The organism is uncultured Parabacteroides sp., assembly GCF_947855115.1.
Classification (GTDB): Bacteria; Bacteroidota; Bacteroidia; order Bacteroidales; family Tannerellaceae; genus Parabacteroides.
On record NZ_CANTZW010000004.1, the window covers coordinates 105574 to 122658 of the forward strand.

Genomic DNA, 17085 nt, shown 5'->3' on the forward strand with positions numbered 1-17085 from the left:
GCTTATTATAAACTAATTACCCGATACTTTATTGTGCGAGAATGATTAATTTATTCGCTTTCGTCGCCTCTTTCGAGTTGTTCGCGCTAATCGCCGCCCGATACAGATAAACCCCGGGGCGCAACCGCCTTCCGCCATTATCCGTCAGGTTCCAAGTCACGACATACGCCTTAAACAACTCGGAGGAACCGCTCTTCTCGGCGCTCCACAAGAACTTGCCGGTCATATCATAAACCATAACCGTAACCTTCAGGTTCGACTCCGGACGATTATGATGCAGATAGAACTCTACTTGATCCCGCGCCGGATTCGGAGTGGCGTATATCTCGATCAGGTTGGGCTTCAAGCCTTCCTCCACCTCGAAAGTAAATACGTAGGTCGTCGAGTTGTTCAAGATATCCCATACCTTAAACTCGGCCGTATGCGTTCCCGGCTCCAGCTCCGGAATAGAGAATTGAACCAATCCCTCGTTCTCGCTATCTGGCAACAGCGCATAATAACTATTTAAATTATAGCTCATAGAAGGCATGCTGTCGATTGTCAATATCATATCATGCCCTACGCTGCTCCCGGTTATATTCACGCCGCTCTTATCCCACAACCTCGCTACAAAATAAGGGGTCGCGTTCACCTTATCGCCCGAGACAAAGCTGGAGTCGTTCAAATAAATCTGCCGGATCTCCGGGCCGATCGTATCGGTCTCCGCGGTATCGGAGGTTCCTCCCACGATAAAATCGAAGAAAGAACCTTGCGCCTCTTTTTTAAGAGTCTCGGAAGAAGCGTATAAGTTCAACTTACCTTCTTCATTCGAATAAGAGATATCCTTCGGGACCATAAAGGTAAAGCTGAACTTTCCGTCTCGAACCGAATCCCGGCCAATATAAATCGTATTCGGATAATCGAGATAAGTAAACTTATCCGAGCTATTCCCCAATGTAGTGATCGAGCTTTGGCTATCGAATACGGTAGAGTTCAACACCCCGCTGAAATCCGCGGCAAACTCGCCGGACGGGTCCAATATCTCACCTTCCACCGTAATCCGTGACAATGCCTTGAACTCAAAGGGTTCATCTGATACGGCCTCTCCGTTTACAGCCGTTACCCGGGCTTTATATTCCGGGTAGGCGAGCTTCAAGGCCGGGTCTCCTATCAATATAAAATTCAACTTGTTCGTATCCCACAGTTGGCGCTTCGTGTACATCATCGCCTCACCAAGCGTATAGCGATCATTTACATTTTCTTGAAACAGATTGTCGATCAGCGCCTTATTCAAACTAAAATTACTACCGGAGAAAACCACACGGGTTGTCGTGAACAAAGCGATACCGCCGCTGGCAGGATTCAAGAAGACAGACTCGCCCGCAGAGGTTTTCACGTCGTCGAAGCGGGTAAAGTCGCAAGTAGCAGTCACCCACACCGGCAAATTCTCGTAGCTGGAATTATTAATATCCGCCTGTGTCCATACAGCCTCATCCGCCCAATGAGTCGTACTGCCATGTCCCGTATAATTAATCAGCAACTGGCCGCTTTTCAGCAACTTCTCTATCTCGTCGTGTACATCCGGGTAAGTGCCGAGATTGCTACGCTTATAGGCATCAAAATAAACTTTATTCACCAAGAAGCCGGAATGATTCTCGGCTATATCGTCGGCTATCTGGTCGGCTTGGCTCATATGACCGGTACTGAAGCTATCCTCATTATTACCGTCATCCGCCACAAAGGTCACGTTATTCTTCCAACTGCCCGGATTCTTATTCTCCATATAAGAGATCGTCTTATCCACCATCTGGGTAGCTTCCGTCACGGTCCGGACAGGGAAACGCCCGACTCCTACGCACATCTTATCACGCTCCAGAGACGTACCGGAATCATCTTCCAAAAACGCGAAATAATCATCCGTCGCATACGAATAGACATTCAAGGATTCTCGCGACTGGAAAGTCAACAGCATATTACTCCGGGAAATCCCCTGCACATCGCTGCTTACCCCCCGGTTGTCGAAAAGCCCGTCGCCGAAAAGCAACAAATATTTCGGCGGGTTGCCAAGAGAAGCGCTACGGTCGTAAAACATCTTCATCAACCGGCGATATGCCGTAGCGTCCGGAGTTCCGCTGGAGAACTCATTATAAACCGCCTCCGGAGTTACCACCTCAACAGTCAAGCCGTCTTTCTCCCGGTGAGCAGCCGCTAAACGCTCCGCCTGCTGCACCAAGGAGGGCGCCGCAATGATAATCATATCTCTTTGCTCCAGGCCGTGCAAGTTCGAGGAGGCGACCTCCCCCACCACTTCCGGGGAAGAGAATGTCTGGTTGGCCTGCACCACCACGAATTCCCTTAGGCTACCGGCAGGTATCGTAAAAGAGAGTTCCGATCCATTCAGGTCTGTCTCCATTTTCTTCACGTTCAGGGCATCCGTCACGTCGAACACCAACGTATTCGCATTTGCCTCACCCACTACGAAGCGAGACACATTCCCTACAGAGGCCAGGCTCCTGAAAAAAGTATAAGCCCCATAAGGGCGCAATGTCCGGACAAATTGCATACGGATATAATCCAAGCGCACATTCGTATGCCCGCTAGAGCTATAGGAAACCACCACGTTGTTCTTCTCGCTTTTCGATCCTTTCCACAAAGCGGTGGTCATCCCGGAAATCGCTTTCGTGTATGACCGGATCTTAGAATCTACGGTCTGGATGGAAGGTATGGTCACATCCAGCAGCTCCGAATCGTTGATACTTAAGGATGCCGTACCGGAACCGGAGTTAATCCTCGAGATAAAACGCATCGTCACCTTACCGTCCGCATCCGTAATCCCGGGGATAGAGGAAAACGTAGAAATCGCACGGGGAGTCGCCCCGCTAAAATCCTCCCCGAAGAACTCCCGGCCGGATTGACTTACGGAAACCAAGTCTTGCTCATGCAACAGGTAATCATCATAGGTCGTAATCCGGGTAGATGCGCCGCTCGCCTGGGCCACGGAAGCCATATCGTTGGTCGGAGTGGCATCGGTCACGAAATAGTAGCCGTATAGGGAATAAGGGTTATTCGTATGCACGAATGCCTGGCTCGATGAATCATACTCCCATTTGACCGGTCCTTTCCCGTAAAACAACAGGTAATCATTACCGCGCCATACCGGGGTGGAAGGGACATCATCGATATATTCCTTGCTGAAATCCTCGTCTAGCGGCCATCCTCCGTAACCATGCACAGAGACTTTCGAGGGGTCCGAGAAACCCATGCTCTCCAGGTCGGCATACGTTAATTTGTAGATCCCGGTCTTATCCACCCGGATCTTTACCCATTTCCCTTCCGCTAACAGGGACTTAGAGGCATAACGGCTATTATCCGCCCATGTATATGAGCAAAACAATAAACTTATAATGAATATATATATCAATCTTCTCATCTCACATAAAAATCCAGGAGCTTCCGCTCGCCGAGGTATCCCTCCAGATGATCGCCGATCGTCACGGGACCTACACCGGCTGGTGTCCCGGTATAAATCAAATCGCCTATCTTCAGCGTAAAGAAACGACTTACGTAGGCGATGATCTTATCTACCGTGAACAGCATATCTGAGGTATTCCCCTCCTGTACCTTCGAGCCGTTGATATCCAGATGAAACGGCAACCGGTTTACGTCGCCAGCCTGCTCCAAGGGGATGAACGTACCGATCGCCGCCGAATTATCGAACGCCTTGCTGATCTCCCACGGCAATCCCCGCTCGCGTAGCTTACGCTGCAAATCCCGTGCGGTAAAGTCGATACCGACCGTAACCTCGCTGTAATAACGATGGGCAAAACGCTCGGCTATATTCTTTCCCAAACGGTCTATCCGCACCACGATCTCCGTCTCGTAATGAACTTCCGACGAGAAATCCGGAATGAAAAACGGCTTTCCATCTTTCAATAAAGAGGAGTCCGATTTCATAAAAATCGTAGGCTCTGATAATTCTAACGAATGATGCAGCTCTTTATTGTGAGCGGCGTAGTTCATTCCAACGGCAATAATCTTCATATCCTAGTGATTCATTGAGTTCAATCGATTAAACATGACAGCCAAATGCGCGTACATAGAGGTATTCTGTACCACGATATGCTCCGGCACTCGTATGCGGAAGGGGGTAAAATTCCACAGGGCCTTGATCCCTCCCTCTATAATCAGGTCTGTCACTTCCTGCGCCTTCTCTACCGGCACGGTGATCACCCCTATCGTAGCTCCGTATTCCTTTTGCTTAGCGGGAAAATCGTCCATATGGAAAACGGGAATACCGTTAATCCTACTCCCGTTCAAATCCTCGCGGACATCAAAGCCTGCCACGATCTCCAATCCATACTGGCTCAACCCCGTATCATGCAGCAAAGACGCACCCAGGCTTCCGACCCCGAACAAGAAGGCCTTATGTTGTGACGTAAAACCGAGAAAATCCTCCAACACGTCGACCAACGCGTTAATATCGTACCCTACTCTCGTCCTCCCGGCTATATTCACAAAAGAGAGATCTTTCGCGACTTGGCTGGGATCTACATTAATCTCCTTAGCGATCTGGGTAGATGAGATAAACGTTTCCCCTTTTCCTTTCATCAACTTTACAAACGCAAGGTACCACGGCAACCTTCTCAACGTAGGTTCCGGCACTTTCCATGCCTGTTTTATATCATCGCTGGCCATTGTCTAATTCTCATATTAATGTATAACACTCGTGCAAGTTTGCAAAAGTACAAAATTACTTTAAATCATCCATACTCAATGCTCAATACTCGATAACAGACCTGTTTTAGTTTTCCCAGATAAAGAGAATCTTCCGTGCCATGAATCCGTAACGTAAAGAGCGGCGTAGGGATATACGAAAAAGCCCCGACTGGACGAACCTGCCGGGGCTTGTTTCTTTTTCCGCTTTCTTTCCTCACGGAGTTACTCACGGAGAGCTTTTAAATTCTTTACTTTAGTATTAATACCCCCGCTTATTCCGCCTCACGACGTACTTGAAGCACAGGCTTCACACGGGAATCTTAGAATTATATATCTTTGGAGAAGAGGCCGGATCGCTCCTGCCTCTTCTTACTAAAACCGTATCAAATGATTATTATTTAACAACTGTCTTAACAGCCTCTTCACCCTCAACTGCTACAGCGATGATACCAGCCGGTACAGAGATGGTAGCGTTGTCGGAAGTAAGAACTGTCTCAGCGACAACTTTACCTAAGATATTCGTGATAACTACAGACTTACCTGCCGCGCCCTGTACAGTTACAGTACCGTTACCACCGATTACTGATACGCCAGACACTTCATCAGCCACGTTCTCGTTGGAAGTCGGTGTAGAAGCACGGTTGATCAAGAAGATCTCAGCCTTAACTTGGTCATCTGTCCAGAATAATACATTGTTCAATTGAGCTAAATACAGAGTTGTCTCTGTTTCCTCATAAGGAAGAGATTCTTCATCCTCTGCATCATAATCAGGATTACTAGCATGCAACTTAGAAACAATGCGATAAGCCTCATCACTAACCTCGGCGGCAACCTCGAAGGCAATTGCGGCAGGATTCAGTTGTAATACATCGATCGTATCGCCATCAATAGCGATAGAATCAAGGCCACATACAGAAGCGGCAATAAATGCGGCACGATAAGTATTTTCGCCGGCTACAGAAGAATAATCATAGATATTCTCAATTTTCTCCGCATCCGGATCGTCATTATTAGCTTCGATAGCAGCAGAGATATTAGCCGGGTTGATCAAGAAGTTACGAGTCTCGGCCTCCGGAGTGAAAGTCTTTGTTGACAGATAATACAACGGCATTGTCTCATCAAATGTCACGCTAGCTGTATCCAACCACATAGTCAACGTATCCTGAGTATAAACATCGCTTCTCAAGATTTGTCCTTCAGCCTTTAATGCGGCGAAACCATCTTTTTGGTTAGCGATCACCTTATTATCATCTTCCATCGTAGTGATCTGAACATGTCCGATAGCAGGAGCGCCATAAGTAGGAGCGTCTTTTGTCGCAAACTCAAAGATTACATTTTGATCATCGCAAAGGGTAGTCTCTGCCAAGATACCAGAAGCGGCGTTAGCCGTAATAGCGCTGTTTTCTCCATAAACAATCTTATATTGGTTGTTCTTACCCATAGACAAGAAAGAAACCATCAATGGTGTAACGCCATCTTTTTCTCTGTCTACTAATTTGAACTTCTCGTCCTCTAAAACAAGTACTTTCTTGCCTAAGCGATCCGTAATTCTATACACCGGTTTAACAACTTTATTACCAACTGTAGCGTATTCAATCTGATCATCCTCGTTCGGAATCTCTGTTGCTTCAACTTTCAATTCTTGAGCTTCATTCAACTCACTATTAGCTACATACATTACACCATCCTTAGAGATCATGTATAAGTCGTCTGCCAAAACAGAAACCAAACGGAAAGACAACGCACCGTTTACCTCATCAGCCTTAGTAACAACCTTATAACCCATATTCCGAGCATCCGCAATCTTCGGTCCTTTCGTCAACTTAAGTGTATCCGTACCAAAAGCATAAATACCATTCTCCTCACTGATCAATGTGATGAAACCGGTATATTGCTCAGTCATATTAATCATATTCTTCAAGACTCCATTCTCATCCACGAACCACATATAAGCTGGAGCCTCTGCAGAGGTCTTAACATAAGCTTTGTCGTTATCGCAGCTTACATATACATATTTATTGTAGTTAGCATCGGAGATCCAATTATCTGTCTCGCTAGAGATTTTCTTTTTATTGTAGAATTGTACATAGTAAGTATAGTCCGTATCCAATGCATCCGGAGCCTCTACTACACCAAAGGTAGCGACAGCATTTTTCAAATTATCTTCAGTACTACTTGTTGCAGCAATAACCTCCTTACTATCAGCGAACTTACCATATACTAACGCACGGGTTGTCGTAACTGAACCAAAAGAGAAGGCAGTTTGTTTTCCTTCCTTTTCATTCGTATTTGTATAAACAGGAACCGCTTTCGGAGTGATAGTCATCTTATAACCTTCAGCGATATTCAAATCAATCCTGAAAGCGTAGAAGTCAGCGGAACGACCATTCTTTAACAATTCTATCGTTGCCAAATCAGTGGATTTCTCATCTTTGTCAGCAACCTCAGAAGGCATTGCATCCGTTGTCAACTTCCAATAATTATTGGAATTTACTGAATTTGTCCATTTAGTAGAGTCTACAACCAAATACTTACCGTCATTCAAACGGATATTAACATAGTCAGTCTCACCTTCAATCGCTACAGCTTTAATAGCCACACCATCAATCGGGTTACCATTCAGATCTTTCTCGAAGTCAAACACGGAAGAAGTTCCATACAAGCCGTTAATCTCATTATCTTTCAAAGGATTGTTTGCTTTAGGCTGATAATAGGAGAAATTAGCGAAAGATTTATCCTTACCAATCTTCAAAGCCGTACCTACGACTTTATCATCTTTATCCTTTACATCTTCCGTATAAATAGCATACGTCTTACCATTACTGATTGCCTTAATATAGCCATTGTCCTCGATCAACCATTCAGATTGCTTACCCTCAGTAAAAGTAGTAGTAGATTTCGTCAAATCCAAACTTAACACATTACCAGTAGCCCAGTTTGTTAATGTCCAGACCTCATTAGTTGTATTATCGGTATGCCCTTTCGTCAATTTCCACAAAGATTTCTTGAAGGAATCTTTCATTACATCTTCCCCTACATCTTCCGTAGAAACAAGAATCAAACTATCCGCTGCCGTATTTACTTTGGATTTTGTTACAGATAAATACTTGTCGCCAACTTTCAACTGATGCAGTTGTTTGTCGACAGGATTCGTCGCATTCGCAGAGAAAGCTGTAGTTAAAGCTAACCCCGCTAAAAGAGTAGAAAACTTTTTGTTCATAATACTGAAATTAATATTAATACTAGTTTATTAAGATAATCAAGCGATTACAGGAACCAATACGCCTCCGTCAGCCTCAAAAAACGACTAGTCTAAACGATCGTTTAAACTAGTCTTTTTTAATACCCCAATAATATCCATTGATCATATATTCTTCTACTTTATATTAATGTATGCGTGTACATTATATCCTATAAAGATAACATTTTAACATTATGTATTCTTAACTCCCGGAGAATCAACTTTCTCAGACGAAGGGACAGCTTGCTCCTTAATAAGCGAGAAAAAAACAGCAATCAACTAATTGACAGGCAGATGCTAAAAAAGGGCTTTTCGTTCTAGCGAAATTAATTCATCATAACCCATGTCTTACCGGTTATTTGGGCTATGGCATAGGGCTATGACAGGGAGACAACAGCGTTATAATGCCTATTCACGACCGCTCGTGCCCCTATCTTTGACTGTTCACGATGCCCAACGCTACTAGCGGCGTTGCCCAACACGACCTATCGCGCAGGCTTTCGTAGCCTATCACACGTAAAAAACGTGCCTTATGCAGTATCAAACGCCACTTACGGCCACTTTTCGCTTCCTATTTCGAGGTTTTCGTGAAAAGGCATTGTCACGATACACGAATCATATCGATCAAAAAGTCAATAAAACATCTATTTTCATGACACGAGGCTCTTTCAGGATCAGGGGTATAAAGGCGGTATTATAAGCTTCAAAAAACATGTACGTCTTTTTCCGGAAACACGTACATGTTTTTCCGAAAAGACGTACATGTTTATTTCTTAAAGCGTATGTGCCGTAAAAGATGAGAGAAGAACACAAAAACAAACCCTCCGGCCAAGCACCCGCCAACTAAATAGCTAGCAAGAGAATGGCCGGAGGGTTTGTTTAATATCTATAAGGTACGGGATACTCAGATCCTCGCCAACGTAGCCGTAACGAACTCCCAGATCTTCTGAACGGAATGAATATTCACCCGCTCGTCCGGAGAGTGCGGATATTCCAGATCCGGGCCGATAGAAACCATATCCATCTCCGGGTAAGCGCCTTGGATGATACCGCATTCCAATCCGGCATGCATCACCTTCACCTCGGGTTCCTTACCGAACAAATCCTGATAAGTAGATTTCATCAGGTTCAAGATCGGGGAATTGATATTCGGCTGCCAACCGTTGTAATGGCCGGACTCCTCCACCTTGGCTCCCGCCAAAGCGAACACACTTTCCAAGCTTGAGCAAACGGAATCCTTACGAGACTCGGATGAGCTACGTACCAAGATCTTCACCTCGATCAACTCAAAGGATGTCTTCACGATCGCCAAGTTGGAGGAAGATTCTACCGTACCCGGAAAATCGTGCAACATGCTGATCACACCATTCTGGCAACCCTCGATCGCGTTGATCAAATCATCCTGTATCTCCTCCGGGATCAAGGTAGCCGGCAACTCTACCATCTCGGCGACGAAGCTGATCTTATCCTCTATCCCTTTATATTCCGCACGGAACATATCTTGATAATCCGCTACCAGCTCCCAAAGAGACTCCACGTTATCGCCCGGTATCGTTATCACGGCGAAAGCCTCGCGAGGAATAGCGTTACGCAGGGAACCGCCCTCCACCGAAGACAGGCGAGCGCCATAATCGCACACCGCCTCTTTCAAGAAACGGAACATCAACTTATTCGCGTTCGCACGCCCTAAATGGATATCCACACCGGAATGGCCGCCCTTCAAACCCGTCAAGCTGACCTTGACAGCCACGTCGCCTTCCGGCACATACGTATCTTCCTTAAATTGGAAAGAGATATTCATATCAGCGCCACCGGCACAACCCACGAACAACTCTCCTTCCTTCTCGGAATCGCAATTCAACAAGATATCACCTTTCAGGAAACGAGGCTTCAGGCCGAAAGCACCGTCCATAGACTGCTCCTCATCCACCGTAAACAAAGCCTCGATAGGGCCATGGCGCAAGCTCTCGTCTGCCAACACAGCCATCGCCAAGGCAGCGCCCATACCGTTGTCCGCGCCCAGCGTCGTCTCGCGCGCCGTCACCCACTCGCCGTCTATGTAAGCGTCGATCGGATCTTTCTCGAAATCATGTTTCACAGAAGAGTTCTTTTGAGGAACCATATCCAGATGAGACTGCAAGGTAACGGTCTTACGATTTTCCATTCCGGGCGTGGCCGGTTTACGGATCAATACGTTGCCCACCTCATCTTGCAGGGTTTCCAGCCCCAATCCTTTGCCAAAGGATACCATAAAACGGGTTACTGCCTCCATATGTCCGGTCGGACGGGGGATTTGCGTAAGGTCATAAAAATAACCCCATACATGCTTCGGAGATAGATCTTTGATTTCTGCTGACATAAAACTAGGTTTTCAATATTAATATAAATATATAAGTTATATTCCCCAACTCAGCCAACCGTCAACTGTCACTCGTCAACCGTCAACTTTATTAGTGAGCGGCAAGGCTACCACGCCAAATAACCCGCATAATCCCGTCCACACCGTCTGCACCGTATGAACGACCAAGGCGAACGCCGCCGCGTCATTCTCGTTCACGCCAAAACAAACCAAGGTAGCGATCACCATGAAATGCCACGGCCCGATACCGCCCTGAACAGGCACCGCTACACCGATACTACTCATCGTAAAAGTAATCAGCCCCACCGCGATACCCAAGTCCTTGGTAAAATCGAATGCATAGAACGTAATATAGAAGTAACAGAAATAACCTCCCCAAATCAGCAACGTCTCTATCACGAAACGCATCTTATGCTCCATGTACCAGATGCTCTTCATACCGGTCCAGACATTTTTCAACATGCCTTTGGCTTTCTGTACCAGCGTAAAGTTACTCATATAAGTGAATATAAACCAAATTACGGCGATAAAAATTATCACCGCCACGTAAATCCATATCGAATTAAACATGGAGTGGAACCCTTCGAGTAAATCCGGGTTCTTGGCGAAGAAACTCGTGAAGAAGCTTATATTAAATATGAATATCATCAGGGTTATCAAACCCACCATGATCGTATCGCTCACACGGTCGATCAACAACGTGCCTAAAAGCTTGGTGAACGATATCTTGTCGTATTTGGCCACCATGCCGCAACGCCATACCTCACCGACACGGGGCAACACCAAGTTCACGGCGTAATTGCCCAGCACGGCGTAAATCACGTTACCCGTCTTGAAGCGCTCGCCCAAGGAACCGATCAGCAATCCCCACCGTAAGCCGCGAACAATATTGGCGAACAAACCGAACAACAAAGAAACCAGGATAATATCATAACGGACCCCTTCTCTGACAACCCGCCAAATCTCGGTGATATCCATTTTTCGATACAAAAACCAAAGGAGTAAACAGCCAAAGGCTAAAGGTAGAATTATCTTCAGAAAGGTACGTAGAATGCTCTTAAAATCCATTATGTATAGGGAACTTTAAATTATTTATTGTACTTTTGTGCGTCCGCGAAGATAAGCATAATATTTAAAAACAAACACATTACACCGAAAAGTGGATGAGATTAGTTAAGCCAAAAAAAGCATTAGGGCAACATTTCCTAAAGGATCTGCAAATAGCACAACGCATTGCGGATACGCTCGACACTTTCAAATCCCTGCCGGTCTTGGAAATCGGGCCGGGGACGGGAGTCCTCACCCAGTTCTTGCTGGAGGCGGGGCATGATTTAACCGTTGTCGAGCTAGACACGGAATCCGTAGATTACCTGAGCCGGAACTTCCCCGACCTGAAAGGGCGTATCATCGCCGAGGATTTCCTGAAACTGGATCTCTCGGAGATATTCGCGGGTGAGTTTTGCGTGATCGGTAATTATCCCTATAATATCTCCAGCCAGATATTCTTCAAGGTCCTTGATTATAAAGACCGGATACCCTGTTGCTCGGGGATGTTGCAGAAAGAGGTGGCCGAACGCCTAGCGGCGGGACCGGGCAGCAAGACCTACGGGATCCTGAGCGTATTGCTACAGGCTTGGTACGACGTGGAATATCTCTTCACCGTCAGCGAGAAAGTATTCGATCCACCGCCAAAGGTGAAAAGCGCGGTATTGAAGATGACCCGCAACAACCGCAAGGAGCTGGGATGCGATGAGAAATTATTCAAGATCGTAGTAAAGACCTCATTCAACCAACGAAGGAAAACGCTCCGCAACTCCATGAAACCCCTCCTGGGTAAGGATTTCCCGGATTACGCCCTGCCGATATTCGACAAGCGACCGGAACAGCTATCCGTGGAACAATTCGTGGAATTGACCTTGATCAGCCAGAAGTACCTGGAGAAACAGGAAGGCGATATCCTATAAATAAACATCGAGTCCAATGATCGAACTGACGAAAGATTACATCGAGAACCTGAAAAGTATCATCGAGGCCAAGGACGACGCGAAGGCACAGGAGGTACTTCACGAGCTGTATCCCGCCGATATAGCCGAGCTTTACCAAGAGCTGAACTTGCAAGAGGCCATCTACCTCTACCTGCTGATGGATGGCGACAAGGCGGCGGATGTCTTGATGGAGCTAGACGAGGAAGACCGCCATAAGTTATTGAAGGAACTTCCCAACGAGCTTATCGCCAAGCGTTTCGTTGACAACATGGAGACGGACGACGCCGTAGACTTGATGCGTGAGTTGGACGAAGACACCCAAGAGGAGATCCTTTCGCATATCGAAGACGTAGAGCAGGCCGGCGATATCGTGGACCTGCTGAAATACGACGAGGATACCGCCGGTGGATTGATGGGTACCGAGATGATCGTGGTGAACGAGAACTGGAGCATGCCCAAATGCATCGACGAGATGCGTAAGCAAGCGGAGGATATGAGCGAGATCTATTACGTATATGTAGTGGATGACGACGAACGGCTGAAAGGCGTGCTCCCCTTGCAAAAACTGATCACCCACCCGTCTGTATCCAAGATCAAGCACGTCATGAAAAAAGAGCCAATCGCCGTACGCGACAGCGATAGCATCGAGGAGGTCACGGAGACGATCGAGAAATACGACTTGGTAGCCTTGCCCGTGGTAGACAGTATCGGACGCTTGGTAGGGCGTATCACGATCGATGACGTGATGGATGAGGTACGCGAGCAACACGAGCGCGATTACCAGTTGGCATCCGGTATCTCGCAAGACGTGGAGACCTCGGATAACGTATTCACCCAAACCGCCGCCCGCCTGCCTTGGTTGCTGATCGGTATGATCGGAGGGCTGGGCAACTCTGTTATCCTCGGCGGTTTCGAGAGCAGTTTCGCTACCAACCCGAAGATGGCCCTGTTTATCCCGCTGATCGGTGGGACCGGGGGAAACGTAGGTATACAATCTTCCGCCATCGTGGTACAAGGCTTGGCGAACAATACCTTGAAGGAAGGGAATATCGTGCCGCAAATCCTCAAGGAATCCGTGGTTTCGCTAATCAACGCCAGTATCATCAGCCTGGTCGTGTTCATTTACAATTTCTTCATGCTGGGCGACCGGGGGATCACGGCCTCCGTATCCTTGAGCCTATTCGCCGTCGTGATGTTCGCCAGTATATTCGGCACGCTGGTTCCCATGACTTTAGACAAGATGAAGATCGATCCCGCCTTGGCGACCGGGCCGTTTATCACCATTACCAACGATATTATCGGCATGATGATCTATATGTTCATCACTTCTGCGTTGGCTTGAAGCCGCATACAGGCGAAGCCCGCTCCCGCAATGTTAAAATAATATGCTGTAGAACATATTTACGGAATAGCTATTATCTTCGCGGCGGTTATCTAAAAAGGCAGAAAAGTTATGCTAACAGAAGCATTTTTCATTCTCTTCTTCTATTTCACGGGAGAGTTTATCAGCTACTTTATCGACGGCTTCATACCGGGTAGCGTAATTGGGATGGTGCTATTGTTCTTAGCCCTAGCGTTTAAGAAAGTAAAACCGGAAAAGGTGAAACGTCTTTCCACGGTACTTACCCAAAACATGGGATTATTCTTCGTTCCAGCCGGCGTAGGGCTCATGAATTCCTTTGGGATCATCTCCGAGTATTGGGCGGTCTTATTGATCGCTTCCGTAGTAAGTACGATTTTAGTTATCGCCAGCGTAGCTCTGGTGCAACAGAAACTGGAAAAGGGAAAATAAACGATGGACAATTTGGCGCATTCCGAGATTTTCGCTCTCACCCTGGTAATCGGAACCTACCTAACTTCTCTGGCCCTTTACAAGAAAGTCCGCATCAGCCTCCTGCATCCCTTGCTTACGACCATATTCGTGATTATCGCGGTGCTGGAAGCCCTGGGTATTCAATATGAGTCGTTCCAGCAAAGCAGCCATTTGATCCATTTCATGCTGGGGCCTTCCGTAGTAGCTCTTGGCTACGTACTATATGAGCAAATCCAATATCTAAAAGGAAATGTCGTTTCGATCCTTACCTCCGTGTTCGTGGGGGCCATCGTCGGGATCGTGAGCGTAATCATCATCGGCAAATTGATGGGAGCCGACCAAGCGCTGATCGCCACGCTACAGCCGAAATCCGTCACCACCCCGATCGCAATGGGAATAGCGGAGAAGACGGGCGGCATTCCCTCTCTCACCGCCGTTATCGTCGTGGCGGTAGGCATCTTCGGCAGTATAGTAGGCCCCATCGTCATGAGAATCCTGGGAATAGACAGCCATATCGCCAAAGGGCTGGCCCTGGGAGCATCTTCCCATGGGGTGGGAACGGCCGCGGCTATTCAAATCGGCGCCATCGAAGGTGCTTTAAGCGGACTGGCGATCGGTTTGATGGGTATCATGACAGCGGTCTTGGTTCCGGTTATTCGATTGATTTGCAACTATTTTTCCATATAAATACACAAAACTTTTTGCTACTTTAACAGGAATGTACTACTTTTGCACCCGAAAATCGTACAGGATTACTCTATAACATATATAAATAAAGAAAAGAAATATGATCAATTCACAAGACATTAAGAAAGGAACTTGTATCCGTCTGGACGGAAAACTCTATTTCTGCGTCGATTTCCTTCACGTAAAACCGGGTAAAGGTAATACAATCATGCGTACGACATTAAAAGATGTCGTAAAAGGCGGTCAGATCGAACGTCGCTTCAACATCGGAGAGAAGCTGGAGGATGTACGCGTAGAACGTCGCCCGTACCAGTTCACTTACAAAGAAGGTGAGCACTATCATTTCATGAACCAAGAGACTTTCGATGACGTAATCATCGACAAGAACCTTATCAACGGCGTTGATTACATGAAAGAAGGGGAAATCGTAGACGTGGTTTCCGACGCATCCACAGACACTGTTCTTTTCGCTGATATGCCTACCAAGGTTCAATTGAAGATTACCTATACGGAACCGGGCATCAAGGGCGATACCGCTACAAACACATTGAAACCGGCTACTGTCGAGACTGGCGCAGAGGTTCGCGTGCCGTTGTTCATCAACGAAGGCGAGATCATCGAGGTCAATACGACTGACGGTTCTTACGTAGGCCGTATCCGCGAGTAATCCGGGTCTTGTCAAAATATACGGTTCCCGCTTGATAAGCAGGCGGGAACTATTTTTTTATCATATATACCATAAACCTTTCCCGGCTATGAAAGAAAAAACAGGTAAACTCTCTATCAAGGAATGGGCCGAAGAAGACAGGCCCCGTGAGAAAATGCTCCAGAAAGGCACTTCCGCGTTAAGCGACGCCGAGTTGATCGCCATACTGATCGGATCGGGAAACAATGAGGAGACCGCCGTACAACTCTCCCAGCGGATACTCCACTCCGTAAACAACAACTTGAATACATTGGGCAAACGTTCTGTCAAGGAACTGACCTCCGGCTTCAAAGGGATCGGAGAGGCGAAAGCTGTCACGATCCGCGCGGCTTTGGAACTAGGGAAACGGCGGGGAACCTCAGAGGGGCTCCTATATAAACAAATACGTAGCAGCAAGGATGCCTACCTATCGCTGCAAGCCGAGTTACGAGACCTGCCCTACGAGGAATTATGGATCATACTCACCAATCCGGCCAACCGGATACTGAAGAAATGCAAAATCAGTCAAGGTGGTATCAATTCTTCTGCCGCCGACATTCGCCTAATCCTAAAAACCGCATTAATGGAAACAGCTACCGGATTCATCCTCTGCCATAACCATCCCTCCGGGAATATCAAGCCCAGCCGACAAGACGACACGCTGACCGAGCAGGTACAAAAAGCAGCCAAGATCATGGATCTTATCTTATTAGATCACATAATCTTGGCAGATGGAATCTATTACAGTTATGCTGACGAGGGTAAGCTTCGCTAACCTCCGCTAGAAGGATCAGAGCGTATATCCGAACGTAAAGCTCACTTGGTGGTTACGAATTCGGAGATCGTTCTGGTCCTTATGGTATTTGCCCCAAGCCAAATCATAACCAATCTGGAAAGATACACGTTTCACCGTGATACCCGCTGAAGCCGTACCACCCCAATCGAAACGGGGAGCACCTTTCAACGTAATGCCATTATCTAGCTTCTTCTCTTTAAACGGGTTGAAGTCGTAGAAATAACTATAGTCTACCTTATTATCTATAGTCTGGAAGGCAGACGCGGTTCCTCCTAATGCCAACGCCACATACGGACCTACCGCCAGATTTAAACTGATATCATCGCAAAGCTTGAATCCCCAGTGAGCCATGATAGGTAATTGCAGGTTATAACGAGTCATCTCATCAGCACGGACTCCGACAGTATGCTCTACCGTACCGTCACCTCCGGCAACCTTGCTATAATTTCCATTGGGATAAAGGCCGCTTTGATTCCCTACCGAATAATACCCGTCATTCCATGTATGCAAATCTCCCTTTTGCATCAACAGATACAAGCCGGACTTCAAGCCAAAAGAGGGCCTATTCCCTTGTGCCTCCTTTATCTGGTACAATACACCAGCACCGACCTTGAATCCCAAGGTTGTCTCACTTTTCCCCTCATTCTCCTTGTTCACGGTCAGACCGGCTTCTGGCGTAACCGACCAACGAGACTGAGCGTTCACCACTACACTACTTAGGGCCACAGCCACTAATAAAATCAACTTTTTCATACCTCGTATATATTTTTATAATGATGTTTTGTATCTACAAGACAATCGCAGTGGTCAAACCCCCTACTCCT

13 protein-coding genes are annotated in these 17085 nt (G+C 46.9%); 6 read left to right on the top strand and 7 right to left on the bottom strand.

Going from position 1 to position 17085, the window contains the following annotated elements; genetic code table 11:
• Window positions 1-28 precede the first annotated feature (28 nt).
• The 6 genes from porU to Q0110_RS04910 all read right to left on the bottom strand — a co-directional run bounded on the left by porU (window position 29) and on the right by Q0110_RS04910 (window position 11363).
• Window positions 29-3409 carry a type IX secretion system sortase PorU gene (porU, locus tag Q0110_RS04885; RefSeq protein ID WP_297903424.1) on the bottom strand — a complete coding sequence of 1127 codons (3381 nt, stop codon included), beginning with the start codon at window positions 3407-3409 and terminating at the stop codon, window positions 29-31.
• Window positions 3406-4020 (bottom strand): fumarylacetoacetate hydrolase family protein, encoded by a 615-nt coding sequence (locus Q0110_RS04890; protein WP_297903426.1) that lies wholly within the window; start codon window positions 4018-4020, stop codon window positions 3406-3408. Before Q0110_RS04890 ends, porU begins: the two co-directional genes overlap by 4 nt.
• A gap of 3 nt (window positions 4021-4023) precedes the next feature.
• On the bottom strand, window positions 4024-4674 hold the full coding sequence (locus Q0110_RS04895; protein ID WP_297903428.1) for a redox-sensing transcriptional repressor Rex: 651 nt from the start codon (window positions 4672-4674) through the stop codon (window positions 4024-4026).
• 415 nt (window positions 4675-5089) lie between these two features.
• Complete coding sequence (locus Q0110_RS04900) at window positions 5090-7915, bottom strand: DUF6383 domain-containing protein (RefSeq protein ID WP_297903430.1); 2826 nt, start codon at window positions 7913-7915, stop codon at window positions 5090-5092.
• Window positions 7916-8840: 925 nt separating this feature from the next.
• Complete coding sequence (locus Q0110_RS04905) at window positions 8841-10295, bottom strand: aminoacyl-histidine dipeptidase (RefSeq protein ID WP_297903433.1); 1455 nt, start codon at window positions 10293-10295, stop codon at window positions 8841-8843.
• 75 nt (window positions 10296-10370) lie between these two features.
• On the bottom strand, window positions 10371-11363 hold the full coding sequence (locus Q0110_RS04910; protein WP_297903436.1) for a lysylphosphatidylglycerol synthase transmembrane domain-containing protein: 993 nt from the start codon (window positions 11361-11363) through the stop codon (window positions 10371-10373).
• 95 nt (window positions 11364-11458) lie between these two features.
• Here Q0110_RS04910 and rsmA point away from each other — a divergent pair, with 95 nt between their 5' ends.
• The 6 genes from rsmA (at window position 11459) to radC (ending at window position 16240) form a co-directional block, all read left to right on the top strand.
• On the top strand, window positions 11459-12259 hold the full coding sequence (gene rsmA, locus Q0110_RS04915; RefSeq protein WP_297903439.1) for a 16S rRNA (adenine(1518)-N(6)/adenine(1519)-N(6))-dimethyltransferase RsmA: 801 nt from the start codon (window positions 11459-11461) through the stop codon (window positions 12257-12259).
• Between the two features lie 16 nt (window positions 12260-12275).
• Window positions 12276-13622, top strand: a complete 1347-nt coding sequence (mgtE, locus tag Q0110_RS04920; RefSeq protein ID WP_297903446.1) for a magnesium transporter — start codon at window positions 12276-12278, stop codon at window positions 13620-13622.
• Window positions 13623-13733: 111 nt separating this feature from the next.
• Complete coding sequence (locus tag Q0110_RS04925) at window positions 13734-14072, top strand: CidA/LrgA family protein (protein WP_297903458.1); 339 nt, start codon at window positions 13734-13736, stop codon at window positions 14070-14072.
• A 3-nt stretch (window positions 14073-14075) separates the two neighbouring features.
• The gene (locus tag Q0110_RS04930; protein WP_297903461.1) at window positions 14076-14780 is read left to right on the top strand and encodes an LrgB family protein; all 705 of its coding nucleotides are present in this window, start codon (window positions 14076-14078) and stop codon (window positions 14778-14780) included.
• 100 nt (window positions 14781-14880) lie between these two features.
• Window positions 14881-15447 (top strand): elongation factor P, encoded by a 567-nt coding sequence (gene efp / locus Q0110_RS04935; RefSeq protein ID WP_297903464.1) that lies wholly within the window; start codon window positions 14881-14883, stop codon window positions 15445-15447.
• Window positions 15448-15535: 88 nt separating this feature from the next.
• Window positions 15536-16240 carry a DNA repair protein RadC gene (gene radC, locus Q0110_RS04940; protein WP_297903473.1) on the top strand — a complete coding sequence of 235 codons (705 nt, stop codon included), beginning with the start codon at window positions 15536-15538 and terminating at the stop codon, window positions 16238-16240.
• Window positions 16241-16255: 15 nt separating this feature from the next.
• On the opposite strand, the gene Q0110_RS04945 is transcribed toward radC, so the two are convergent.
• Window positions 16256-17014 (bottom strand): outer membrane beta-barrel protein, encoded by a 759-nt coding sequence (locus Q0110_RS04945; protein WP_297903476.1) that lies wholly within the window; start codon window positions 17012-17014, stop codon window positions 16256-16258.
• Window positions 17015-17085 lie beyond the last annotated feature (71 nt).